General features: G+C 59.5%; 21 protein-coding genes. 7 read left to right on the top strand and 14 right to left on the bottom strand.

All coding sequences use genetic code 11. The annotated features are described in order from the left end of the window. Positions 1 to 426: 426 nt before the first annotated feature. Complete coding sequence (locus QZ511_RS11210; protein ID WP_295802407.1) at positions 427 to 798, bottom strand: hypothetical protein; 372 nt, start codon at positions 796 to 798, stop codon at positions 427 to 429. A 159-nt stretch (positions 799 to 957) separates the two neighbouring features. Here QZ511_RS11210 and QZ511_RS11205 point away from each other — a divergent pair, with 159 nt between their 5' ends. Continuing rightward, positions 958 to 1,323, top strand: a complete 366-nt coding sequence (locus QZ511_RS11205) for a hypothetical protein (protein WP_295802406.1) — start codon at positions 958 to 960, stop codon at positions 1,321 to 1,323. 303 nt (positions 1,324 to 1,626) lie between these two features. Further along, on the top strand, positions 1,627 to 1,959 hold the full coding sequence (locus QZ511_RS11200; RefSeq protein ID WP_295802405.1) for a hypothetical protein: 333 nt from the start codon (positions 1,627 to 1,629) through the stop codon (positions 1,957 to 1,959). Here the strand turns inward: QZ511_RS11200 and QZ511_RS11195 are convergent. The 5 genes from QZ511_RS11195 to QZ511_RS11175 all read right to left on the bottom strand — a co-directional run bounded on the left by QZ511_RS11195 (position 1,956) and on the right by QZ511_RS11175 (position 8,685). Next, entirely contained in the window at positions 1,956 to 2,975 is a 1,020-nt protein-coding gene (locus QZ511_RS11195; RefSeq protein ID WP_295802404.1) for a hydrolase, read from the bottom strand. The two genes, QZ511_RS11200 and QZ511_RS11195, sit on opposite strands and share 4 nt — an antisense overlap. A gap of 59 nt (positions 2,976 to 3,034) precedes the next feature. Further along, complete coding sequence (locus QZ511_RS11190) at positions 3,035 to 3,535, bottom strand: DUF411 domain-containing protein (RefSeq protein WP_295802403.1); 501 nt, start codon at positions 3,533 to 3,535, stop codon at positions 3,035 to 3,037. Further along, positions 3,519 to 4,517 carry an L-histidine N(alpha)-methyltransferase gene (gene egtD, locus QZ511_RS11185; RefSeq protein ID WP_295802402.1) on the bottom strand — a complete coding sequence of 333 codons (999 nt, stop codon included), beginning with the start codon at positions 4,515 to 4,517 and terminating at the stop codon, positions 3,519 to 3,521. The genes QZ511_RS11190 and egtD overlap by 17 nt, the downstream gene beginning before the upstream one ends. Then, entirely contained in the window at positions 4,514 to 5,803 is a 1,290-nt protein-coding gene (gene egtB / locus QZ511_RS11180) for an ergothioneine biosynthesis protein EgtB (protein WP_295802401.1), read from the bottom strand. Before egtB ends, egtD begins: the two co-directional genes overlap by 4 nt. Before the next feature lie 269 nt (positions 5,804 to 6,072). Then, positions 6,073 to 8,685, bottom strand: a complete 2,613-nt coding sequence (locus QZ511_RS11175) for a TonB-dependent receptor (protein WP_295802400.1) — start codon at positions 8,683 to 8,685, stop codon at positions 6,073 to 6,075. Positions 8,686 to 9,069: 384 nt separating this feature from the next. On the opposite strand from QZ511_RS11175, the gene QZ511_RS11170 reads away from it, so the two are divergent. Beyond that, on the top strand, positions 9,070 to 11,361 hold the full coding sequence (locus QZ511_RS11170; protein ID WP_295802399.1) for a penicillin acylase family protein: 2,292 nt from the start codon (positions 9,070 to 9,072) through the stop codon (positions 11,359 to 11,361). A 54-nt stretch (positions 11,362 to 11,415) separates the two neighbouring features. Here QZ511_RS11170 and QZ511_RS11165 read toward each other — a convergent pair whose 3' ends face one another. The 7 genes from QZ511_RS11165 to QZ511_RS11135 all read right to left on the bottom strand — a co-directional run bounded on the left by QZ511_RS11165 (position 11,416) and on the right by QZ511_RS11135 (position 19,291). Then, positions 11,416 to 11,640: a hypothetical protein gene (locus tag QZ511_RS11165; RefSeq protein ID WP_295802398.1), complete on the bottom strand. Its 225-nt coding sequence runs from the start codon at positions 11,638 to 11,640 to the stop codon at positions 11,416 to 11,418. Between the two features lie 141 nt (positions 11,641 to 11,781). Beyond that, positions 11,782 to 13,161 (bottom strand): siroheme synthase CysG, encoded by a 1,380-nt coding sequence (gene cysG / locus QZ511_RS11160; protein ID WP_295802397.1) that lies wholly within the window; start codon positions 13,159 to 13,161, stop codon positions 11,782 to 11,784. Between the two features lie 20 nt (positions 13,162 to 13,181). Further along, positions 13,182 to 14,459: a serine--tRNA ligase gene (gene serS, locus QZ511_RS11155; RefSeq protein WP_295802396.1), complete on the bottom strand. Its 1,278-nt coding sequence runs from the start codon at positions 14,457 to 14,459 to the stop codon at positions 13,182 to 13,184. Between the two features lie 18 nt (positions 14,460 to 14,477). Continuing rightward, positions 14,478 to 14,852, bottom strand: coding sequence for a fluoride efflux transporter CrcB (crcB, locus tag QZ511_RS11150; protein WP_295802395.1), 375 nt, complete (start codon positions 14,850 to 14,852; stop codon positions 14,478 to 14,480). A 60-nt stretch (positions 14,853 to 14,912) separates the two neighbouring features. After that, positions 14,913 to 16,262, bottom strand: a complete 1,350-nt coding sequence (locus QZ511_RS11145; RefSeq protein WP_295802394.1) for a replication-associated recombination protein A — start codon at positions 16,260 to 16,262, stop codon at positions 14,913 to 14,915. Next, complete coding sequence (gene lolA, locus QZ511_RS11140) at positions 16,255 to 16,872, bottom strand: outer membrane lipoprotein chaperone LolA (protein ID WP_295802393.1); 618 nt, start codon at positions 16,870 to 16,872, stop codon at positions 16,255 to 16,257. The genes QZ511_RS11145 and lolA overlap by 8 nt, the downstream gene beginning before the upstream one ends. A 94-nt stretch (positions 16,873 to 16,966) precedes the next feature. Beyond that, positions 16,967 to 19,291, bottom strand: coding sequence for a DNA translocase FtsK (locus QZ511_RS11135; RefSeq protein WP_295802392.1), 2,325 nt, complete (start codon positions 19,289 to 19,291; stop codon positions 16,967 to 16,969). 522 nt (positions 19,292 to 19,813) lie between these two features. Between QZ511_RS11135 and trxB the strand changes: the two genes are divergently transcribed. From trxB to infA, 4 genes are all read left to right on the top strand, one after another. Next, positions 19,814 to 20,752: a thioredoxin-disulfide reductase gene (trxB, locus tag QZ511_RS11130; protein ID WP_295802391.1), complete on the top strand. Its 939-nt coding sequence runs from the start codon at positions 19,814 to 19,816 to the stop codon at positions 20,750 to 20,752. Between the two features lie 114 nt (positions 20,753 to 20,866). After that, positions 20,867 to 21,592 (top strand): leucyl/phenylalanyl-tRNA--protein transferase, encoded by a 726-nt coding sequence (aat, locus tag QZ511_RS11125; RefSeq protein ID WP_295802390.1) that lies wholly within the window; start codon positions 20,867 to 20,869, stop codon positions 21,590 to 21,592. A gap of 97 nt (positions 21,593 to 21,689) precedes the next feature. Then, positions 21,690 to 22,409: an arginyltransferase gene (locus QZ511_RS11120; RefSeq protein WP_295802389.1), complete on the top strand. Its 720-nt coding sequence runs from the start codon at positions 21,690 to 21,692 to the stop codon at positions 22,407 to 22,409. Between the two features lie 195 nt (positions 22,410 to 22,604). Further along, on the top strand, positions 22,605 to 22,823 hold the full coding sequence (infA, locus tag QZ511_RS11115) for a translation initiation factor IF-1 (RefSeq protein ID WP_295802388.1): 219 nt from the start codon (positions 22,605 to 22,607) through the stop codon (positions 22,821 to 22,823). Positions 22,824 to 22,959: 136 nt separating this feature from the next. On the opposite strand, the gene QZ511_RS11110 is transcribed toward infA, so the two are convergent. Then, the coding region (locus QZ511_RS11110; RefSeq protein WP_295802387.1) for an AAA family ATPase at positions 22,960 to 23,510 on the bottom strand (551 nt) is incomplete at its 5' end.

Raw genomic sequence — 23,510 nt, 5'->3', positions numbered from 1 at the left:
CTATAAGGTCTCCGCGAATCGGTGCGAATTCATTTATAAGCGCATCCCGCCACTGCCAAATCTCGCGCGGCATACGCTGGTTCAACGGTTCCAGCGCTGTAATATTTTCCATTGACCAAATCTTCGATACCGGGCAGGGCCACCACCAAAACGAAAATAAGAGCCAGAAAAAAGCCCCCGAATTTATCGCCGTTTTTATTCACTGCGCCCCCGCTGAAATAAAAAAGGCCCGCGCACGGGCCACCTGTGAGAGTTAACTGGCTGTCACGCCCTGCTGGCGCAATCCGATATTCACAGACATTAGAATGTCCCGCGCCTGTCGGTATGGTATGGGCTGCCCCTGCACCACTTTACTGGTCGCGCGGGCCATTGCTGCGGCCTCAGCAGGCGTTAGCAAAATTTCCAGCTTTACTAGCTTTTCTCCATTCACGCCGCCACCCCCTGCCCTGCCAGTTGCGACTGCACCCATGCAACCATATCGAACTGCGCACCGAAGCAACGCGGGCAAGGCACACTGCCGCCCATGCGCACGGCGCCGCCGCTTTTGCGGGTTATCGCTTCGAGCTTTCCGGTTTTGATATCGAGTGAATAGAGGTCTGAGGCGGTATAGAGCCAACCGGCACCCTTGCAACACGGGCACGGGAATTGCTCGGCTTTTGGTGGGAGTGTGGTGCTCGCAATCTTTTCCTCGATGCCTTGCGAGACACCGTCGATAAAGTCGGCGAGTGTGCGGCCTTTTGCAATCCGGTTCAGTTCGGATTCAATAAAGGTTCCAGATAATTCGGGTGTGCTTTTCATGGCTGTCCCCTTGCTTGTTATTAGTCGGCCCGCTCGACTGCCCCCCGGAGGGGGCTACCTAACAAGCAGGCGCAGCCAGACTATAAGCGGCCGCTTATATACACAAGCCATGACTTAGCTAACTGGCCATTTGGATAGCAACTACAATAGGGAAAATCAATGAATACAGGGACTCGCCCGATGCTCTACACCGTGGACATTCTGGACATGATGAAAGAGAAGCTCGGAAGTTATTACAAGGTTGCCCAGGTACTGGACGTACATCCAAACCGAATCAACCAGCTGCGGCACCGCGGCGGAATTATGACAGACGAGCAAGGACTAAAAGCCGCTGAATTTTTAGGGTTTCCAGCCGAGGCAATCATCCTGTCACTTGCCGCCGAGCGTTCGCTAAACTCCCCGGCATTCGACCTGCTGCGACAGGTAGCGGAGGAACACACCCCAAAGATAATGGCCGCAGCTAGCGCTTTAGCTGTGGCCATTTTGGCCACCACACAAACCGCCTCATTTTTGCCCTGGGCGTGACAATCTGTCATAGCTAAGCCATTGATTTATAAGGAATCTGGCGACAGGCGCAGTATAGATTATGTTAAATCGTATATATGGAACCCAGATCGTCGACTCGATAGCCGACTCGCCCAACCTCCATCTCCAGGCCCGATTTCTGCTCTCCCAGAATCCGGTGACGTGGACTTTCACGGCACATTCGTGGCCTCTCCTGCCAGCCAGAAAAAACTGTCGTCCGTTTCGTGGTGACCGGCCCTCCAGCGCTTTTTCATCGCCCTGCTCTCCATTAGCATGCGCGCCTCTTTTCAAGGGGGGAAAGTTATGAGTATTGGACAAAAGATCTATCAAGCAATCGAACGCCTGGCGGTGGCACCGCGTCAGTGCAATGAATTCAAGAACACCTTTTCACAGTCACTGGTGCACGAAGGTGCGGATTCCGGGCTGGCGGAACACCTTGCCGCTGTTGCCCAGGATGCGCTGGCGAACCACCGGGACAATGACCATCACCTGGGGATGGTTGAATTGATCGCAATGCACCCGGAATTCGGCAAGCTAATGCTGCAGGACATCGCCGCCACCACGGCGCTGCACAAGTACATGTCGTTTTATCTCGATCTCGAAGCCATGCAGCCAGCTTGCGCAGTCAATCACTAGTCGTCGTGGGCTCGCTGAATACCGCAATTTTGCTGCAAAAATTGCGGTACTCGCTGCTCCAGCCAGTATTCCGGCCGCCACAAGCTGCCGGCAACGAACCCTACGTGACCACCGCGCCTGGTGATATCAAGGGTGACTTCGGAACTGATCTCGGCCTTTGTCGGGATTGCGCTATTGCATACAAACGGATCATCTTCCGCGTGAACAATCAGCGTTGGACGCCGAATATCCTTGAGTAGCGGCTTGCTGGAGGCCCGGGTGTAGTAGTCATCCACACCGAGGAATCCGTGCAACGGCGCGGTAAAGTGATCGTCAAAGTTGCGGAAATTGGAGAAGTAGCGGCTTTCGTCCAGGCTCGGCATCTGCCGTGCGAGCTCCGGGTCCTGTGCCTTGGATCTGAGGCTGAGCTTGAGGCTGTTGAGCAGGTGGCGCTGGTATACTCGGGAAAACCCCTGCCCCATACGCCTGCAGGATGCGTGCAGATCAAGGGGCGCAGATACGGCGACTGCCGCTGCCAGCGGCGAACGTTGACCATCTTCTCCGAGCCATTTCAGCAACACATTGCCGCCGAGGGAATAACCCACGGCCATTAGCGGGGTATGCGGGTAGCGCTCTTTTAGCTGTGCAGCGAGCCAGCGGGGGTCATCGCTGTCGCCACTGTGATAGGCCCGGGGCAACAGGTTCGGCACCCCGCCGCAACCACGAAAATGCATCACCGCGACCTGCAAGCCCGCGGACAGCAGTGCCTGCATAATGCCCTGTACATACGGCGATTCCACCGAGCCTTCCAGGCCGTGCAGTACCAGCACCAGAGGAGAGTCCGCATCGTCCCGCAGGGGCGCCGGTGTGTGCAGTGCCAAGCGATCCCCGTCCGTTGTCTGCCACCAATGACACTGGGTGCGAATCCACGGTCGCGGGCGGTGGTAACGGGGAAAAATGGTCTGCAGATGGCAGTTTCCCAGACCAATGGCGGGTTTAAACGGGTTGGAAATATGTGGTGGGTGACTACTGGACATGGCATTTGGATACTTCACGGGCCGCCCAGATTAGCCGCCCGCGACCGCAAATACCAGTCTCACGATTCCTCGGGCTCGGTAACCGCCTCATACAATTTATAGTCACCACCGGGCAAGATCAGGAAGACGTTAAACGGCTCGAAATCCCGGCCGCGGTACATTCCGGGGCTTCCCTGTGGCATGCCGGGCACGGCCAGGCCAATGGCATTTTTTGGAGGATTGGCGAGAAACTTGCGAATCAAGCGGGCGGGCACATGCCCCTCAAACACGTATTTCCCATCCATTACGCCGGTGTGACAGCCCTGCAGACTCGCGGGTACATCCATCGCCCGCTTGATCTTGGCGGTATCCAGGGTGTTTTCGCTGGTCACGGCAAAGGCATTCTGTTCCAGGTGCTTGATCCAGTCTTTACAGCACAGACAAAATGGTGATTTGTGCACCACAATCGAAGACGCGGGCGCAGCCGGTTCGGTCTGATCAGCGTGGCTCGGGGTCGGAAGCAACCAGCAGGTAAACAGCAATACCAGCAGGCGATACGTCGGTTCAGGGAATTTCTGCATAACAAAGGGCGTAGTGTTTATTGTTGTCGGTCCAGTATTGCCGGGATTCAAACCCCGCGTGGGTGAGCATTGATTCCAGGGATTGCAATGTGTATTTGTGGCTGTTTTCCGTGTGAATGGTCTCCCCTTCTTCAAACTGGACAGTTACCCCAGCAATACTTACCCGCTGGGGTTTCAGGCTGACCAGGTGCATTTCAACCCGCTGCCGCAATGGATGGTAAAAGGCCCGGTGCGCAAACGCATCCAAGTCAAAATCCGCACCCAGTTCACGATTGATACGCTGTAGCAGGTTTTTATTGAAAGCTTCGGTAACGTGCTGGTCGTCGTGATATGCCCGCTCCAGAATCACGGAATCTTTTACCAGGTCCACTCCCAGCAGCAACGCATCGCCGCCGCTCAACCGTTTCGCAAAATTTCCCAGCAGGTTTTTTGCCTGCTCCCGGGTAAAGTTGCCGATGGTAGAACCGGGGAAAAAGATAACCTGGTTTGCTGCGGCAATTTTTTCACCCCAGGTATCCGGCGCGGTAAAATCGCCGACAATGGGGGTAACTTGGAGCCCCGGCAACAGCGATTCGATACGGGACTCTGCGGCCAGTAATATTTCGGGGGAGATATCTATTGGAATGTAGGCCCTCGGGCTATCCATAACCGCGAGCAGCGGCTGCGCTTTTTCGCAATTACCCGCGCCCGGTTCGATCATGGTCACATCCGGCCCCAGTGTTTCAGCAATCGCCTGTAAGTGCCTGCTGAAGATTTCCGCTTCCGTCCGGGTCAGGTAGTAGTCATCCAGTTCACAGATCTGCTCAAAGATTTTCGAACCGGTTTCGTCGTACAGGTATTTGCACGGCAGGGACTTTTGCGGGGCGGAAAGGCCGGCAATGATGTCTGCGGAAAAGGTTGACGCTGCACCGCCCTCTTCTTGCTGGTCGAAGGAAGATGCTGGCTTCCCTGAGGCCACTGGCGTCTGCACTGCAATATTCAATCTGAATCTCCTGCCAGTCGAATCCCGGTAAATTGCCAGGCCTGGTGAGGGTAGAAAAAGTTGCGGTAACTGATACGGATATGACTTGCCGGCGTTACGCAGGAGCCACCCCGCAGTACCATCTGGTTGCACATGAATTTGCCGTTGTACTCACCGACCGCGTCGGCACTGGCCCTGAACCCCGGATATGACAGATAGGCGCTGCCGGTCCATTCCCACAGGTTGCCCAGAAACCGGGGGCTGCTGGCTGTTTCTGCGACAGCGCGATACCTGCGCTTTTCCAACAAATTTGCCGATGAAAGCGGGTTCGGCTGGCGGTGCAACCAGGCGGCCACTTCCCATTCAAACTCTGTGGGCAGCCTGAACCCGGCCCAGCTCGCAAAGGCATCCGCCTCGTAAAAGCTGACGTGGCTCACCGGCGCATCGAGGTCGAGAGGGAGCAGGCCGGCGAGGGTAAACTGGTACCACTCCCCTCCCCGCTCCTGCCAGTAAAGGGGAGCGACGGCATGATTTTGCTGTACCCATGCCCAGCCATCCGACAACCACAGCCTTGGCTCGCGGTAACCGCCATCAAGAATAAAATCCAGATATTCCCGATTGGTGACAAGCCGGGAGGCAACGCAAAATGCGTTCAAATGTTGTTGGTGTGCCGGCGCTTCATTGTCGAAATGGAAGTCGTCCCCTTCGCTTCCTAAAGTGTAGATATCTTCCGGAACCTGCAGCCACCTGATCGCGCTCTCCCCTTCCGGCACAGGCTCCGCATCCGTTTGTTCGTCGAGATACCCCGGCAACAGTGGATTGATGGAAAATGCATGGAGAATATCGGTGAGCAACAGTTCCTGATGCTGCTGCTCGTGATTCAGCCCCAGAGTCAGCAAACTGGCGACTTCCCCCGGGCATTCCTCCTCGGTCAGCAACTGTTCCAGCGCCCGGTCGATATGCCCGCGATAGGCAAAAACCTGGTCCAGATCAGGGCGGGATAGCAGGCCCCGCTGCGGGCGCGAAAATGGCTGCCCCAGGGAGTTGTAATAGGAATTGAACAGGTGGTGATAGTCGGGATCAAACACCCGGTAACCCTGCAGGTACCGTTGCAGGATGAATGTCTCGAAGAACCAGCTGGTGTGGGCGAGGTGCCACTTGGTCGGACTGGCATCCGCCATCGACTGCAGCTGCATATCTTCGGCGGTGAGCGGGTCGGTGAGAAACACGCTTTCTGCCCGTACCTGCTGATAGCGATTGAGCAGCGCTGCACGGGTATCGAGGGACAACTCGGAAGTCGCGTCCATCCCCATCCCGAGAGATAACGACTCCGTAGGAGAATTACCGGATTTTTCGGATACCTCTGATCCAGCCTGCGTAATCAGATTCATGCCCGGTTCTCATTCCCGTTCAACGTGGCGAGTCCTTATTTGATCATACATGCATTGTGGCGCATTCCTATCAGTTCGCAGGCCTCAGTGGAGATTCCGACGCCAGCAATTTTCTCTCCAGCAGAATTCCGGGCACAAAAAAGGGCCGGCAATGCCGACCCTTTGTGATTGCAATGGAACTGCAATCAGAAGCGAACGGTGAAGTCTGCACCGTACATGCGCGGCATATAGCGCCATGCAGGGCTTGCACCAATCGCCGCACCGGTACCGCCGTAACCACCGGCAATTTCCTCGTCGGTCGCGTTCTGCACCCACAGGGCTGCAGAGTACATGTCGGAGGCACTGTTCCAGCCTGCACGCAGATTGAACAGCTGGTAGTCCGGGATTACACGGGCCGGGTCGCTGATGGAGCCAACGCGCTCATCGGTCCAGTTGTAGTCACCACGCAGCACCACGTCGCCGCCGTTGTTCAGGGCCCAGGTGTATTCAGCCATCAGGTTGAATTTGTTCTTGGGCGTGCCGACACGGGGCTGGCCTACGCGGGAGTTCTCTTCCTCGGTTTCACCGATGGATTCGATGATCTGGTAACGGGTGTACTCGGTATCCAGCAGAGAGTAGTTACCGGCAATGAACAGGTTGTCGGTTGCCGCCCACTGGATTTCCACCTCGGCGCCCTGACCTTCAGCGTCGGCGTTACGCAGGTAGTAGTTCGGGATCGGCGCACCGACCAGGTCCAGCTGCTGCAGGTTGTCGTATTCGTAGGCGAACACAGACGCGTTGAAACGCACCGCGTTGTCGAACAGGCTGCTCTTCATACCGATTTCGAGGTTGGTCACACTCTCCTGGTCGAAGGACGGGTCGATACCCGGCGCAGCACTGAAGCTGTTGAAGCCACCGGCCTTGAAGCCGTCCGCCAGGGAGATGAACGTCATTACGTCATCGGTCCAGCGGTAATCCAGCACGACACGGCCGGACAGGTCGCTCCAGGAATCGCTCAGCTCCTGATCCAGGTCAGCGATGCCGTTGTTGTTGAATGCCATGCCGAAGCGCGGTGCCGGAATTGCACCAACGGGCAGTGTCGGGATCGGCAGTTGGCCAATCACGCTGCCATCCTCGCCCATGATGTCAACCATGCCACCGGCCAGCGCCAGCGGCAGCGTGTTCTGGTAGGAGCTGTGGATGGAGAAATCTTTCTCGTCGGCGGTGTAGCGCGCACCAACGGTCAGATCCATCTTGTCGGTCAGGCTCCAGGTAACGTCACCGTAGATTGCCGCGGAGCTGTAATCGCCGGTGTTGGTTACGGATTCATTCCAGGGCGTGTCCGCCATTACCCACGGAGCGATACCCGCCATCAGCTGGCCGATCATCTGCTCGCGGTTCAGCATGCTGGCAGTGACGTAGCTGGGCGCACCCAGCCCCTGCAGCAACGCGTCAGCCTGACCGGACTGCAGCATCAGGTCATAGACAAAAGTGGCCACCGCAGAGCCTTCCGGCATTGTGGGAACCATACCTGCCGCCATCGCAGCGCGTGCCTGTACAGCCGCTTCTTCCTTCTGCGTGGTCGTCATCTGATCGAACACAGCCTGCGGAATGCCAAACGCTTCGGGGTCCGCTTTCAGGCCTTCGTAAACGGCGAAGGATTCCAGGGAACCGGCGGTGAAGTACGCATCGGTTACGTGCTCCAGCTCCTCGCGGGAATAGGAAGCACCCAGGGTCCACTTCAGGGTGTCGGTAGCGCCATTCAGACGGAATTCCTGAGAGAACTGGGTCTGGTCGTCGAAGTTCGCGGAACCGAACATGTAGTCCGGGTTGGCAGTACCGTCTTCATCCTGCTGCAGGTGGGCTTCAAAGCCGCGGTAAGCAGTGATGGAGGTGAAGGTGAAGTTGTCGAAATCGTGCACGACGCTGAGGGAGCTGCCCCAGGAATCGCGGTCTTCCACGGTCGGGGTATCCAGCGCGTAGTCACCGAACACATCGGTGCCACCAGCCTGCGCCTGCAGGGAAGGCACGATGGAGGTACGCAGCGCACTGCCCTGGTCCATGATGCCGTATTCGGCGCGCCACAGGACTTCGGTATTGGCGGACGGTTCCCACACCAGGGACGCGCGATAGGTCTGGGTGTCGATGTTACCGGCGGTGAAATCTCCGGCCAGGTTATCGGCAAAGGAATCGCGGCGGTTGGTGGATGCGGTGAAGCGACCAAACAGGTTGTCAGCCAGCTCGCGGTTTACCAGCAGGTCGGAAGACATGCGGCCGTAGTTGCCCGCGGTCAGGTTCAACTCGGTGGTGTCGTCGGCCTGGGGCTTCTTGCTGATGATGTGGATTGCACCACCGGTGGCGTTACGGCCGAACAGGGTACCCTGCGGGCCCTTCAGCACTTCGACACGCTCGATGTCGGCCAGCGGGATTTCAGCGCCGGCGCCGCGGCCGGTGTACACACCGTCCACATAGACGGCTACCGCCGGGTCGGAACCCACGGTGAAGTCGCCGGTCTCGATACCGCGCACGCTGTAGGTCGGCTGCAGCGGGGTATCGTTGTTCATTTCCACGCCCGGGGTGAATTTACCCAGGTCGGTGAGGCTCTTGACGCCCATGGCCTTCATGTTGTCGCCGGTGAAGGCGGAAATGGCAATGGGAACGTCCTGCAGGTTTTCCGCACGTTTCTGTGCGGTTACTACTACTTCTTCAATCTCCGCAGCGTAAGCGGTGCCGCTCAGGGCAGTGGCAACCGCGATGGCTCCAGAGAGTGTGGACAGTGAAAAGGATCGGTTTTTACCGGACTGATCGGCGTTGTGCATCATCGCGTCCTCGCGTTTATTTTTTTAAAGAAAAAGCGTGATGGAAATTGTCGTTTATTGATAGTTATGTTCGGCCATATTACGGCTGGAAGTGTCCCAAGGAAAGCTTGTTGTGACTTTTTTCTTGTGACTGGTCAGTTTTCACCTGGAATTTTGTGAACTACTGCGCCAAATTGGCGTTACCCTCTACCTAACCAGCATATTCGTGACCGAATATTGTCCCACGGTAACGAAATTTCGCGCCAGGTCAATTAATAGACTCGACACTGGTAAAGTCCGAAAATAACAACCTATTCTATTCTGCACTGGAAACTTGCGATGACCGACTCCTCCAGAATCCTGCCTCGGCTGCTGCGTTTGTCTGTGGCCATTCTTGTCCTTTTAATGCTAGTTACGCTTTGTGTCTGGATCTGGCTCCGGCAGAGCCTGCCCCTGCTCGAAGGGGAACTGGATACCGGTGCCCTGACCACACCGGCGGAAATCCGCAGGGACCAGCAAGGCGTCCCCTTCATTCAGTCCAGTGACCGCGGCAGCATTGCCTTCGCATTGGGATTCCTGCACGCGCAGGAGCGCTTCTTCCAGATGGACCTGTTGCGACGCAATTCGTCCGGGGAACTGTCGGAGCTGGTGGGCGCGGCTGCCCTGGAGCACGATCGCGAAGTCCGCCTGCACCAGTTCCGCAAGCGTGCCGAGCGCAATGTGGCGGCAATGCCGGAGTCACAGCGGGAAATTCTCGAACGCTACGCGGCGGGGGTGAATTCCGGGCTGGAGCAGCTGGGTGCCAATCCGTGGGAATACGCCCTCCTCGGCCAGGAGCCTCGGGCCTGGGTACCGTCGGACAGCCTGCTGTCGATATTCAGCATGTACCTCACCCTCCAGAGCCAGACCGGCAAATTCGAACTGCGCGATAACGCGCTGGCCGAGCTGCTCCCACAGGATCTCTACGAATTCTTCGTACCCAAGGGCGGCATCTGGGACGCCCCCCTGATTGGCCAGGCCCGCGGCCCGGTCACATTGCCGGAAACTCATATCGCCGCACTGGTGAGCGATAGCGAGCCACTGGCATATCTGCCGATGCAGAGCGAAGACATGATTGTCGGCAGCAACAACTGGGTGGTAGGCGGTGCCCTCACCGAGCACGGCAGTGCCATCATAGCCGACGATATGCACCTCTCTATCACGGTACCGAACATCTGGTACCGCGCCGGCTGGAACGTGCCCGGCTCCGAACGCAAAATGCGCGGCGCCACCCTCCCCGGCGGTCCCATCATCGTCGCCGGCAGTAACGGCCAGGTGGCCTGGGGCTTCACCAACACCACTGCAGACTGGGGAGACCTGATCCCCCTGGAGCTGTCGGAAGACGGCAGCCAGTACCGCACACCGGATGGTTGGGCAGATTTCACCGTGGAGCGCGAGCAGATTGCCATCAAGGGCGAGGCGCCGGAAACCCTGGAGGTGCGCAAGACCATCTGGGGTCCGGTAGTGATCAAGGATTATCGCGGTCGCCCGCTGGCCTATCGCTGGGTCGCTCACGATGTGCGCGGCGCCAACATGAACCTGCTGCGGATGGAAGATGTCTCCAGCACCGAGGAGGCTTTGAACCTGGCCCCGCAACTGGGTATCCCCCACCAGAATTTCGTGATCGGTGACCACGCCGGCAATATCGGCTGGACCGTGGCCGGTCCCATCCCCCGCCGCGTAGGCCTCGATGGCAGCCGCTCGGTGAGCTGGGCGGACGGCTCTGCCCGCTGGGAAGGTTTCCTCTCCGTGGAAGAGCAGCCCCGGGTCTACAACCCGCCCTCCCATCGTATCTGGACCGCCAACTCCCGCACCATGGATGGCGAGTTCCTGAAGGTAATGGGCGACGGCGGCTACGCCCTGGGCGCGCGCCAGCAACAGATCCGCGACGACCTGTTTGCGCGCGAACAGTTCACCGAACAGGATCTGCTGGATATCCAGCTGGACGATCGCGCGGTCTTCCTCGAGCGCTGGCAGGAACAGGTTTCATCCCTGATCGCCGGCAACGACGATTACGCAGCGGTGGCGAAGCAGGTGAAGAACTGGGGCGGGCGCGCCAGCGCCGATTCCGTGGGCTACCGCATCGTGCGCAATTTCCGCCTCAAGTTCATCGAGCTGGCCACGGCGCCGGTACTGACTTATATGCGCCGCCACGATAAAGGTTTTTCTTTTGGCCGGGTCAATCGCCAGGTGGAGTACCCCGCCTGGGAAATGCTGGAAAAAGAGCCCGCACACCTGCTGAACCCGGACTTTGAATCCTGGCATGCGCTCAAGCTCGCGGCACTGGACCAGGTACTGGCGCAGATGGCGGAAGGCGGACTGCCCTTGCACGAACAGACCTGGGGCGTGCAGAACACCGCAAAAATCCAGCACCCGCTGGGCCGTGCAGTGTCCGCGGTGAACTGGTTTACCGCGATGCCGGCAGATCCCCTGCCGGGCGACTCCCATATGCCGCGGGTCCAGTCTGCCAGCAAGGGCGCCTCCGAGCGCATGGTCGTGGCACCGGGGCATGAGGAGCTGGGGGTTTTCCATATGGCCACCGGCCAGAGCGCGCACCCGCTTTCGCCCTTCTTTGGCAATGGCCATCGCGACTGGGTGGAGGGCAATCCCTCCTCATTCGCGGAGAAGGAAGTGCGCTATACACTGACTTTGAAATAACCGGAATTCCAGTGTAGACAGCAGCAGCGGCCCGCACTCAGGGCCGCTGTTTGCTCAGGCAGTTTCGTCAAGGATGGCGAATGACAGGAGTGACGTAAACAGGCCCACCGCCAGCACGAATGGCAATAGTGGGAAACAGATCATCAGCAGGGAAGAACCGATCCAGAGGTTTTTGACCCAGCCCTTCTTGACCTGGTAGCGACGGGAATAGCGCCGCAAATGGTCGTCTTCTTCGTTTGGTACAACGATTTCACTTTCCCGGGGCAGAAAGCTGCGCACCAGAAGAGTGCAATAAAAACGAAGCAATATCCAAAGCATACTGGCCACCACTCGTGAACATCCCACTCAGTATAGTTAGGGGATGCGCGAGTGATGGGGCAGTAGCTGCCGCTTCCGTGTGCGGCAGCTGCAGACAGGAACCTAACGATACCAGCCGAGGCTGTCGCGCAGCGTGACCACGCCGCCAATAATGGTGAGCGCCGGCGCTTCCACCTTGTGCTCTTCCGCCAGTGCCGGCAGGGTGCCGATGGTACCGGTGATCACGCGCTGGTCCCTGGTGGTGCCCTTCTCCACCAGTGCCGCCGGTGTGTCCGCGGCCATGCCGTGGGCGATCAGTTGCTCGGAGATGGTCGGCAGGCCGGTGAGGCCCATATAGAACACGATGGTCTGGTTGGGGGTAATCAGTTCTTCCCAGGGCAACACCAGGTCACCCTGTTTCAGGTGGCCGGTGATAAAGCGCACAGACTGCGCGTAATCCCGGTGGGTCAGCGGTATGCCGGAGTATGCGGAACAGCCGATGGCCGCGGTAATACCGGGCACCACCTGGAACGGCACCCGGGCCTCCGCCAGCTTGTCGATTTCCTCTCCGCCGCGTCCAAACACAAAGGGGTCGCCCCCCTTCAGCCGCAGCACTTTTTTGCCCTCTTTGGCGAGATCCACCAGCAGCTGGTTGATATCGTCCTGGGGCACCGAGTGGAACTGTTTTTTCTTGCCTACGTAAATGCGCTCGGCATCCCGACGTACCAGCTCCAGCACTTCGGTGGATACCAGGCGATCGTACAGCACCACGTCCGCCTGCTGCATCAGGCGCAGGGCACGGAAAGTCAGCAGGTCAGGATCACCCGGGCCACCGCCCACCAGGTAAACCTCGCCACTGGGCGCCGGCTTTTCCTTCCACCGCTGCAGTTCTTCCAGCAGGGTTTGCTCCGCCTCCGCCGCGTGCCCGCGCTCAACCTGACCGACGATCGGGCCGTTGAACACCCAGTGCCAGAACTCCTTGCGCTGGACTTCCGGCAGCGCAGCTTTGACCTTGTCGCGCATGCGCCCCGCGAGCTCGGCAATGACACCGAGGCCCGGCGACAACAGGGTTTCAATCTGTGCCCGCAGCATACGCGTGAGGACAGGGGCCGAACCGCCGCTGCTGATACCGATGGCCAGCGGACCGCGCTCGATGATGGAGGGAAAGGTGAAGGTGCAGTGCTCCGGGGAGTCCACCACATTGACCGGCAACCGCAACGCCTTGGCATCCGCGGAAACCTGGGCGTTGACCGCACCATCTGCGGTGGCAGCGACCACCATTTCTGCGTTTTTCAGCAGATCGGAATGGTAGCGACCGACGATATACTCACCGCCGCTCGCCATTACCAGCTGGCGCAACTCGTCAGTTATATCCAGAGCCACCACCAGCAGGCGGGCCTCCGCTTTTTTCAGCAAGCGCGCTTTGCGCGTGGCGATGGCACCACCCCCGACAATCAGGCAGGGGCGGTTTTTCAAATCAAAAGCGAGAGGCAGGTAACGCAAGGCTGTCTATTCCATACTGCTTAGCCGATCTTGGTAGCGCCCCGCATATATGGACGCAGTAATTCCGGTACTTCGATACTACCATCGGCCTGTTGGTAGTTTTCCAGCACCGCGATCAGCGTGCGGCCCACTGCCAGCCCGGACCCATTCAGGGTGTGCAGCAGTTCCGGCTTGCCCGTTTCCGGGTTGCGCCAGCGGGCCTTCATACGCCGGGCCTGGAAGTCGCCCATCAGGGAGCAGGAAGAAATTTCCCGGTACTTGTCCTGAGACGGAATCCACACTTCCAGGTCATAGGTTTTGCGTGCGCCAAAACCCATATCGCCACCACACAGCACCACGGTGCGGTATGGCAGGTTCAGTTTCTGCAGAACCATTTCTGCATGACTGGTGAGCTGTTCGAGCGCGTCTTCAGACTGATCCGGGCGGGCGAACCAGACCAGCTCCACTTTTTCAAACTGGTGCTGACGGATCATGCCGCGGGTATCGCGCCCGTGGGAGCCGGCTTCGGAGCGAAAGCAGGTGGTGTGGCTGACGTACTTGTGCGGCAGCGAGTCGGCATCTTCGATGATCTCGTCGCGGTACAGGTTGGTCAGCGGTACTTCTGCCGTGGGGATGAGGTAGAAATTACGCTCGTCCTCCAGCTTGAACAGGTCCTCGGCAAACTTGGGCAGCTGCGAGGTACCGAACAGGGAATCGCTATTTACTATGACCGGCACATTGGCTTCTTGATAGCCGTGCTCTTCTGTATGAAGGTCAAGCATGAACTGTGCCAATGCGCGGTGCAGCCTGGCAACTTGCCCGCTCATTACCGCGAAGCGGGAGCCGGTGAGCTTGGTCGCCACCTCAAAATCGAGACCCTTGAGCTCCGCCCCCAGGTCCACGTGATCGCGCACTGCAAAATCAAAGCTGCGCGGGGTGCCCCAGCTGCGCACTTCGACGTTGTCGTCTTCGTCGGCCCCTTCCGGCACGGACTCATCGGGAATATTCGGGATCGCCAGCAGGATGTCATCGAGCTCCTGCTGCAGTTCTGTCAGCGCCTGCTTGGCTTCGCTCAACTGGCCGCCGAGGGATTCAACTTCCTTCAGCAGCGGTGCAATGTCCTCGCCCGCCGCCTTGGCGCGGCCGATGTTCTTCGACTTGCTGTTGCGTTCGTTCTGCAGGGATTCTGTGCGTACCTGCAGCTCCTTGCGACGCTCTTCGAGCTGTTCCAGTTTTGCCGTGTCCAGCTGCATACCGCGCTTGGTCAGCGCCGCTGCTACCTGGTCGAGTTGTGAACGAATCAGTTTAGGGTCGAGCATGTCTCTTGATTTACCGCGTTACAGATATTTCATTGCCAGTGCGATGGCCCCGGCGGTGGCCGCCAGGCACACAAGGAAGCTGACCACAACATAGGTCAGCGCCGTTAAAGGCTGGCCATTGTGCCACAACAGCACAGTTTCCAGCGAGAAGGTAGAGAAGGTGGTGAGGGCACCGAACAGACCGGTCATGATCATCAGGCGCCACTCCTGCCCCAGCAGGCCGCGCTCCACGATCAGCACATAGGCGATACCGATCAGAAACGAGCCGAGCACATTGACGATCGTGGTACCGAGGGGATATCGCCCTTCGAATACCGGGTAGCTCCAGATACTGATCAGGTGTCTGAGAATGGCGCCAAAGGCGCCGCCGATGGCGATTGCAATCCACTGCATGCGGGGTCCTGGGGTCTTTATTGTCGGTATTGGCCGTGCCGGTGGGATATTGTGCCGGTTTTACGTGGTTTTGGCACCGGGGTAGCGCTGCAGCGGGCTGCTTTCATTGCGTGCGCGCAGGCGCTGCAGCTTCTCCTCGATCTTGAGTTCCAGCCCCCGGTCCACCGGGTAGTAGTAGCGCCGGCCGGCAATAGGCTCCGGGAAGTAGTTCTCCCCCGCGGCAAAGCCATCCGGCTCGTCGTGGGCGTAGCGATACTCGGCGCCGTGGGCCATTTCCTTGGCGAGTTTGGTGGGCGCATTGCGCAGGTGGATCGGCACCTCGTAACTGGGCTCGCGGCGGATATCCGCCAGCACCCGCTTGTAGGCGCTGTACACCGCGTTACTCTTGGCGGCCACCGCGAGATAGGCAATTGCCTGGGCAATCGCCAGTTCCCCTTCCGGGCTGCCGAGGCGCTCCTGCACATCCCAGGCATTGAGGGTAATTTCCAGCGCCCGCGGATCCGCGTTACCGATATCCTCGCTGGCCATGCGCACCGCGCGGCGGGCGATATACAGCGGGTCGCAACCGCCGTCGATCATGCGTGCAAACCAGTAGAGCGCGGCATCAGGATCCGAACCGCGCACGGATTTGTGCAGTGCCGAGATCTGGTCGTAAAAGTAGTCTCCGCCCTTGTCGAAGCGGCGCACGTCCGCACTCAGCACCTCTGCCAGCACCGCCTCGTCGATGACCATGCCGCCCTGCTCTTCCCGCGCCAGGTCACAGGCGATCTCCAGCAGGTTCAGTGCACTGCGGGCATCGCCATCGGCGCTGAGGGTAATCTTGTCGAGGATCTCCGGGGCCATGTGGATGTTGCGCTGGCGCAACTCCTCGTCCTCCTGCAGCGCCCGCTGCAGCAGCCCGGAGAGCTCTTCCTGACCGAGGCTGCGCAGCAGGTATACCCGACAGCGCGACAGCAGCGCGTTGTTGAGCTCGAATGCCGGGTTTTCCGTGGTGGCACCGACGAACGTCACCGTGCCCTCTTCCACGTAGGGCAGGAAGGCGTCCTGCTGGGACTTGTTGAAGCGGTGCACCTCGTCCACAAACAGGATGGTGCCGCGACCGAACTGGGCACTGTGCTGCTCCGCCTCGGCCACCGCCTGGCGGATTTCCTTGACGCCGGCGAGAACCGCAGACAGGGTGGCGAAGCGGGCATCACACTCCTGTGCCAGCAGCCGTGCAAAGGTGGTTTTACCCACCCCCGGTGGCCCCCACAGCACCATGGAGTGCAGCTGGCCCCGCTCCACTGCCTCCCGCAGCGGTTTCCCCGGGCCCAATAAATGCGTCTGGCCCACATAGTGGGCCAGAGTCTGCGGCCGCATGCGCGCGGCCAGGGGCTGGTGCCGGGGTGGCGATTGAAAAAGATCACTCATCGCGAATAACGTCGGTACCTTTGGGTGCCTTGAAATTGAACATGGCGGCGGACAGGCGCGGGTTGGCCTGCAGGCCGCTGAAATTGATATCGGTGGTCTGGCCCATACCGTCGCGTACGGTCATCGCCGACGGCAGTCCGGCATTGTCGAAGCGGATTACCATGGTTTTGAACGGCGCCGACGGACGCTTGGCGGTGAGGTAGTAAGCCCCCTTCTTCTTGTCGACATTGAAGGAACCGCGGATCTCCTCCACCTTGCCGCCGAGCAGGAGCGCCGGGGTATCTTTCATACGCTTGTCCACCGGGCGAATGGTCACCTGCTCCAGGTCCGGGTCATACAGCCACAGCTGCTTGTTGTTGGTCACCAGCAACTGGGAAAACGGCTCGCCGGTTTTCCAGCGCAGCTTGCCCGGCCGCTGTACCGAGAAATTGCCGCTGCTCTTTTGCAGTACCTTGCCCTTCTGGTCCTTAAGGGTCTGGCGGAAATTCCCTGAAATGGAGCTCAGGGGTTGCAGCAAGCCGCTCAGTTCATCACTGGCGTCCGCGTGGCTGACACTGGCGCCAAAACCCAAGCCCAGCGCAACGATCAGTGTGCTCAGAATTCGTTTCATAGTGGCCTTCCATAAAGTGTTCCGGGAGTGTCCCTAAAGACTAGTTGGCGCCAGGTGAACCCGGCCTGAACCGGGCCCGAAATAACCCAATCGTCTATGCGGGCGGTGGCGCCAGTACTTCCCGGTTGCCATTGGCCTGCTGGGCGGAGACCACGCCGGCAGCTTCCATCGCCTCGATCATGCGCGCGGCGCGATTGTAGCCGATGCGCAACTGGCGCTGCACGGATGAAATGGATGCCTTGCGGGATTTGGTCACAAAAGCGACAGCCTCGTCGTAGAGGGCATCGGCTTCCGGATCGTCCTCGCCGCCTTCGGTGGCCATGCCGGGCACCGGAATACTGTTGTTGGTGTCGTCGGTAATGCCTTCGATATAGTCCGGCTCGCCGCGACGGGACCAGTCTGCCACAACCTGGTGCACTTCATGGTCGTCCACAAAGGCCCCGTGCACCCTTATGGGCACCGCTGTACCCGGCGGCAGATATAGCATATCGCCGTGTCCGAGGAGCTGCTCCGCACCCCCCTGGTCCAAAATGGTGCGCGAGTCGACTTTCGACGAGACCTGGAAGGCCATGCGGGTGGGTACGTTGGCCTTGATCAGGCCGGTAATCACGTCCACCGACGGCCGCTGGGTCGCCAGCAACAGGTGGATACCCGCCGCCCGCGCCTTCTGCGCGATACGGGCAATCAGCTGCTCGACCTTCTTGCCGACGATCATCATCATGTCGGCGAACTCGTCGATCACCACCACCACTGCCGGCAGAGGCTTCAGGTGCGGTGCGGTCTGCTCGGCCTCGGGGACGCTGGACATGGGGTCCGGCTGCCACAGGGGGTCTATCAGGGGCTCCCCCGCCGCCTCTGCGTCCTTGATCTTGCGGTTAAAGCCCGCCAGGTTGCGCACACCCATGGCGGCCATCAGTTTATAGCGGCGCTCCATCTCACCGACACACCAGCGCAGGCCGTTGGCCGCGTCATTCATATCGGTGATCACCGGGGTCAGCAGGTGCGGAATCCCCTCGTACACCGATAGTTCGAGCATCTTGGGGTCCACCAGGATCAGGCGCACTTCTTCCGGGGTGGACTTGTACAGCAGGCTCAGCAGCATCACGTTGATACCGACGGACTTACCGGAACCGGTGGTACCCGCCACCAGCAGGTGCGGCATCTTGGCGAGGTCCGCCACCACCGGCTGCCCGGCGATATCGTGCCCCAGCGCCAGACTGAGCGGGGATTTCGCCTTCTCGTAGACTTCGGCCCCCAGTACTTCCGACAGGCGCACCATCTGGCGGTTTTCGTTCGGGATCTCGATACCGACCACCGATTTGCCCGGAATCACTTCCACCACGCGCACGCTGATCACCGCCAGCGAGCGCGCCAGGTCTTTTGCCAGGTTGGTAATACGGCTGACCTTGACCCCCGGTGCCGGCTGGATCTCAAAGCGGGTGACCACTGGGCCCGGCAATACCGACACCACTTCCGCCACCACGCCGAAATCCTTCAGCTTCAATTCCAGCAGGCGCGACAACGCTTCCAGGGATTCCCGTGAGAATCCGGCCTTTTTGTCCGCATCCGCCGGGTCCAGCAGCGACAGCGGCGGCAGTGTGCCGGTCACGGGGCCGGTAAAGAGCTCGCCCTGCTTCTCCTTCACCGCCCGCGGGCTCTGTTTCACCGGCGGTACCGTCGGTTCGATCTTCGGCGGCAGGCGTTTCGCGGTGCGCTGCTTTTCTTCCTCGACCGCGGCCTTGCGCACAACCACGGCCTCGCGTGCGACCCGCTTTTCCTCCCGCTCCTGGCGGGCACGGACCAGGCGGCGGCCAATCCACGCGAATACAAACAAGACGCTGCGGCCGATATCCTCAAACAGTTTCAGCCAGGACATGCCGGTAAATACCGTTACCCCGATGGCAAACAGTGCCAGCAGCAGAATGGTGGCGCCGACATAGCCGAGGCCCTTCTCCATGAATGCGGAAATGGCAGCACCGATAATGCCGCCATTGGAAAACGGCAACGGTTGCTGGGACTGCTCGAAGCACAGGGTGGCGATGGCGGCACCGGCCAGCAGCAACAGGCCGAGGCCGGCTACCCGCAGCGCGAACAGCGGGCCGTGAAAACGCGCATTGCGATCCCGCAGGATGCGCCACGCGCGCCAGCCGATCAGGACGGGAAACAGGTAAGCCATCCAGCCAAGGAGAGAAAGGCACACATCCGCCAGCCAGGCGCCGGTGGGCCCAATGGCATTCGCAATGGCACCGCCGTCGCCGGTGTGCGACCAGCCGGGATCGCCCGCGTCATAGCTGAGCAGGCTAATCCCCACCAGTAGCGCCCCCGCGAGCAGCGCAATCAATGCACCCTCACGCAGAATTCGCGCGATCAGGGAATCGGGAATGGCGTTTGCCGTTTCGGCATCGCTTTCAGCCTTCAATGGCTTACCTCTGGTCTTTTCGTTGGTCTAAACGTCACCGGTGGCATCTTTCGCGCGCGGGAACTATCACGCCTGTGTACTACAGACGCCGACTAAAAGCCACCGCAGGGCCACTCTAGAATCGACTTTAAGTCTCATTAATTGGTTATAAAACAATATGTTACAGGAACCTGTTAATTTCATCTGTGAAGTAACTTTAACTTTATGGAGGCCGACATTGGAGAGCCGAGAACACTGTGCGCCTCGGCTGTACCACAGCCGCCTGTTATTTGATCACACTATAAAGCGCCGCAATGAGATAAATAAGGCCAAACTATTTGGTCACCACCACCGCATCACCTATCATTGCCGGCAATTTTTCGCGGGACCTTGAAGACTGCGGCAGTCGCTACCAGATACCCTGTAAAGAAAGGTCCCGCGCAGGGCGCCTCGATTCTGAAGTGGTTTCCCGGCACGGCCCGACTACCCGGCAGTGGCGCCCCGCGCGTTGAATTCTGAAAACCTGAAGTTTGCGAGTATTCCATGAGCAACCACCACCGACTGATTATCCTCGGATCCGGTCCCGCCGGTTACACCGCCGCTATCTACGCGGCCCGCGCCAACCTCAACCCGGTAGTGATCACCGGCATGCAGCAGGGTGGCCAGCTCACCACCACCACCGAAGTCGAAAACTGGCCAGGCGGCGTCCACGACCTGCAGGGCCCGGACCTGATGGTGCAGATGCAGCAGCACGCGGAGCGCTTCGAGACCCAGATCCTGTTCGACCACATTCACGAAGTGGATCTGAAAAACCGCCCCTTTACCCTCAAGGGCAACGAAACCTACACCTGCGACGCCCTGATTATCGCCACCGGCGCCTCAGCCCAGTACCTGGGCCTGCCCTCCGAGGAAACCTTCCAGGGCCGCGGCGTCAGCGCCTGCGCTACCTGTGACGGATTCTTCTACCGCGACCAGAAGGTGGTCGTGGTGGGTGGCGGCAACACCGCGGTGGAAGAGGCTCTGTACCTGTCCAATATCGCCAGCGAAGTGACCCTGGTGCACCGCCGCGACGAGCTGCGCTCCGAAAAAATCCTGCAGGATCGCCTGCTCGAAAAGGCTGAAAACGGCAATATCAAGCTGTGCTGGAACCACACCCTGGAAGAGGTGCTGGGTGACAACAACGGCGTAACCGGTGTACGCCTGAAGAGCACCAAGGATGGCTCAACCCAGGAGCTGGATACCGCCGGCGTATTTATCGCCATCGGCCACAAGCCCAACACCGATATTTTCGAAGGCCAGCTGGAAATGAACAATGGTTACATCATTGTTGAAAGCGGGCTAAACGGAAACGCCACCCAGACTTCGGTGCCGGGCGTATTCGCCGCCGGTGATGTGTCCGACCACATCTACCGTCAGGCGGTAACCTCTGCCGGCACCGGCTGCATGGCGGCCCTGGACGCCGAGCGCTATCTGGACGCGTAAGCCGAGAGCGACACCAAGGCGGCCCTGTTGGGGCCGCCTTTTTTATTGGGTGGGATTTTCCGGCAGAATCCGTATCGTTATGACAACCCGGTCCGACGAGTACCCACCCACGCGATGAGCACCCAGCAAAACATGACCCTCACCCTGCTAAACGAGGATCTTGTCGACTTCCCTTCCACCGCCGATGCTCTCGGAGACCCCAATGGCCTGCTGGCACTCGGCGGCAGGCTAACGCCGGAATGGCTGCTTGCCGCCTACTCCCGGGGTATCTTTCCCTGGTATTCGGATGATCAGCCCATTCTGTGGTGGAGCCCCTCCCCCCGCTGTGTGGTGTTTCCCGCGCAAATCCGCTTTTCCCGCAGCCTGCGCAAGACCCTGCGGCGCGGCCACTTTCAGGTCACCTTCGACCAGGATTTTGCCGGGGTGATCGACGGCTGCGCAGCGCCTCGCGCCGACGGCGGCGGCACCTGGATCACCGCGGAAATGCGCGCGGCCTACCTGGCCATGCACCGCCTCGGTCACGCCCACTCGGTGGAAGTCTGGGAAGGTGGCGAACTGGTGGGCGGCCTCTACGGTATTGCCATCGGCAGGGTCTTTTTCGGCGAGTCCATGTTTCACCGCGCCACCGATGCATCCAAGGTGGCCTTCGCCAGCCTGGTGCATCAACTCCAGACCTGGGACTGCCAGCTAATGGATTGCCAGGTAAGCAATCCGCACCTGACCAGCCTGGGAGCGGTAGAAGTTTCCCGGGAAGTATTCGAGAGCCTGCTGTCGCGGGAAGTAGAGCGGCAAGCCTTTCCCCGGCCGTGGCCGGTTGCACCACCGCACGCAGCACAGTGACCCACCCGGGCCGGTGTGGCTTGGCGCCAGCCGCAAGACAAATTACCCTGTGGATTGGTTCTCTTACTGGCAAGGCCCTAGAGTGGAGCAAAGCGGCTTGAGCAATTATTCCCAACTGGATTCCGTGCGACTGCTGGCGACCCTGCCACACCCCTGTGGCTACCTGGAAGACCGGGAGGCCACGACCGTGTTTGTGGACCCGCAGGTCCCGGTGGATCAACGACTTTACAGTCGACTGTCCGAGCTCGGGTTCCGCCGCAGCGGGAATTACCTCTACCGCCCCCAGTGCAGCAATTGCCAGGCCTGCATTCCCGCCCGGATCCCGGCAGACCTCTTCATCCCCAATCGCAACCAGCGCCGCTGCTGGAAACGCAATCGGGACCTGGATGTGTTCCACAAGCGGGATATCGACTGCGACGAGCACTACGCACTCTATGCCCGCTACATTGAACAGCGGCACGCGGACGGCGAGATGTATCCCCCCAGCAGGGAGCAGTTTCGCAGCTTTCTCAACAACCCCTGGGGAAGCACCCGTTACCTGGAGTTCCGTGCCCGTGAACGGCTGGTGGCAACCGCGGTGACCGATGTTCTCAGCGGCGGAGTGTCCGCTATCTATACTTTCTATGATCCGGAAGAAGAGCGACGCAGCCTGGGGAGCTATTCCATCCTGTACCAGATTGAATGGGCTCGCCGGCTCGGGCTGCCAAGTGTGTATCTGGGGTACTGGATCGAGTCCTGCCAGAAGATGGCGTACAAGAGCCAGTTCCAGCCGCTGGAAACCCTGCAGAATCACCGCTGGTCCCTGCAATCCGATTGAGCGCCCCCTTTTACTGGTAGCTTTTGCTGTTTTTGTCCACTCTCGCCCCGAGCCTTGATAGCGCTTGGCCTGAAGGCACTTTTCGTGCAAAATGCACGCCCGTCGCACCGCCGGCCCCCAAATGCTCACCCCACAGGGCTCAGTTAGCTGGACAGGCGGAAAAGATAGTAGAAATCAATCAAAGGTTCCTGCCGCATGGCAAAAGACGATTACATTGAAATGGAAGGTGAGGTGATCGACACCCTGCCGAACACCACATTCCGCGTAAAACTGGAAAACGGACATGTGGTAATCGCACACATCTCCGGCAAGATGCGCAAGAACTACATCCGTATCCTCACCGGTGACAAGGTCAAGGTCGAACTGACCCCCTTCGACCTCACCAAGGGCCGCATCACCTACCGCGCCCGCTAAAGTGCACCCACCGGCGTCCGCACGCTCTTGCGGGAATTCCCGACGACGGCAGACGAAAGACGCATGAAAAAAGCCACCCTGAGGTGGCTTTTTTCATTTTCTGTGCGACGGGTAAACACACCCGGACAACCTGGCGTCAGTGCACCGGTAGCGCAGTATTGATCTTGAGCTGATCGTCCTCCACGGTCACTTCTACCTTGCCACCCTCTTCCGACAGTTCGCCGAACAGCACCGCTTCAGCCAGGGGCTTGCGCAGCTTTTCGCGAATCAGGCGCGCCATCGGGCGGGCACCCATCTTCTCGTCGTAGCCATTCACCGCCAGCCACTCGCGCGCCTCATCGTCGACCTCCAGGGTCACGCGGGACTCATCCAGCTGCGCCTGCAGCTCCACGATAAACTTGTCGACCACGGTTTTAACCACCTCGATGTCCAGCGAGCCGAACTGGATAATACTGTCCAGACGGTTGCGGAATTCGGGGGTGAACATTTTCTTGATCTCCTCCATTCCGTCACTGCTGTGATCCTGATTGGCAAAACCGATGGAGCGCCGGCTCATGACTTCCGCACCGGCATTGGTGGTCATGATCAGAATGACATTGCGGAAATCCGCCTTGCGCCCGTTGTTGTCGGTGAGGGTACCGTGGTCCATGACCTGCAGCAGCAGGTTGAACACCTCCGGTTGCGCCT

The sequence above is a fragment of the uncultured Microbulbifer sp. genome (assembly GCF_913055755.1).
In the GTDB taxonomy this organism is placed as follows: domain Bacteria; phylum Pseudomonadota; class Gammaproteobacteria; order Pseudomonadales; family Cellvibrionaceae; genus Microbulbifer.
This window is presented reverse-complemented; position numbering and strand designations above follow the sequence as displayed.

What these genes read in the sequence shown, in the direction of transcription:
- QZ511_RS11210 (WP_295802407.1), bottom strand. Translation starts at nt 798, where the DNA reads ATGAAAAGCACACCCGAATTATCTGGAACCTTTATTGAATCCGAACTG.
- QZ511_RS11205 (WP_295802406.1), top strand. Translation starts at nt 958, where the DNA reads ATGAATACAGGGACTCGCCCGATGCTCTACACCGTGGACATTCTGGAC.
- QZ511_RS11200 (WP_295802405.1), top strand. Translation starts at nt 1,627, where the DNA reads ATGAGTATTGGACAAAAGATCTATCAAGCAATCGAACGCCTGGCGGTG.
- QZ511_RS11195 (WP_295802404.1), bottom strand. Translation starts at nt 2,975, where the DNA reads ATGTCCAGTAGTCACCCACCACATATTTCCAACCCGTTTAAACCCGCC.
- QZ511_RS11190 (WP_295802403.1), bottom strand. Translation starts at nt 3,535, where the DNA reads ATGCAGAAATTCCCTGAACCGACGTATCGCCTGCTGGTATTGCTGTTT.
- egtB (WP_295802401.1), bottom strand. Translation starts at nt 5,803, where the DNA reads ATGGACGCGACTTCCGAGTTGTCCCTCGATACCCGTGCAGCGCTGCTC.
- QZ511_RS11175 (WP_295802400.1), bottom strand. Translation starts at nt 8,685, where the DNA reads ATGCACAACGCCGATCAGTCCGGTAAAAACCGATCCTTTTCACTGTCC.
- QZ511_RS11170 (WP_295802399.1), top strand. Translation starts at nt 9,070, where the DNA reads ATGCTAGTTACGCTTTGTGTCTGGATCTGGCTCCGGCAGAGCCTGCCC.
- serS (WP_295802396.1), bottom strand. Translation starts at nt 14,459, where the DNA reads ATGCTCGACCCTAAACTGATTCGTTCACAACTCGACCAGGTAGCAGCG.
- crcB (WP_295802395.1), bottom strand. Translation starts at nt 14,852, where the DNA reads ATGCAGTGGATTGCAATCGCCATCGGCGGCGCCTTTGGCGCCATTCTC.
- QZ511_RS11145 (WP_295802394.1), bottom strand. Translation starts at nt 16,262, where the DNA reads ATGAGTGATCTTTTTCAATCGCCACCCCGGCACCAGCCCCTGGCCGCG.
- lolA (WP_295802393.1), bottom strand. Translation starts at nt 16,872, where the DNA reads ATGAAACGAATTCTGAGCACACTGATCGTTGCGCTGGGCTTGGGTTTT.
- trxB (WP_295802391.1), top strand. Translation starts at nt 19,814, where the DNA reads ATGAGCAACCACCACCGACTGATTATCCTCGGATCCGGTCCCGCCGGT.
- aat (WP_295802390.1), top strand. Translation starts at nt 20,867, where the DNA reads ATGAGCACCCAGCAAAACATGACCCTCACCCTGCTAAACGAGGATCTT.
- infA (WP_295802388.1), top strand. Translation starts at nt 22,605, where the DNA reads ATGGCAAAAGACGATTACATTGAAATGGAAGGTGAGGTGATCGACACC.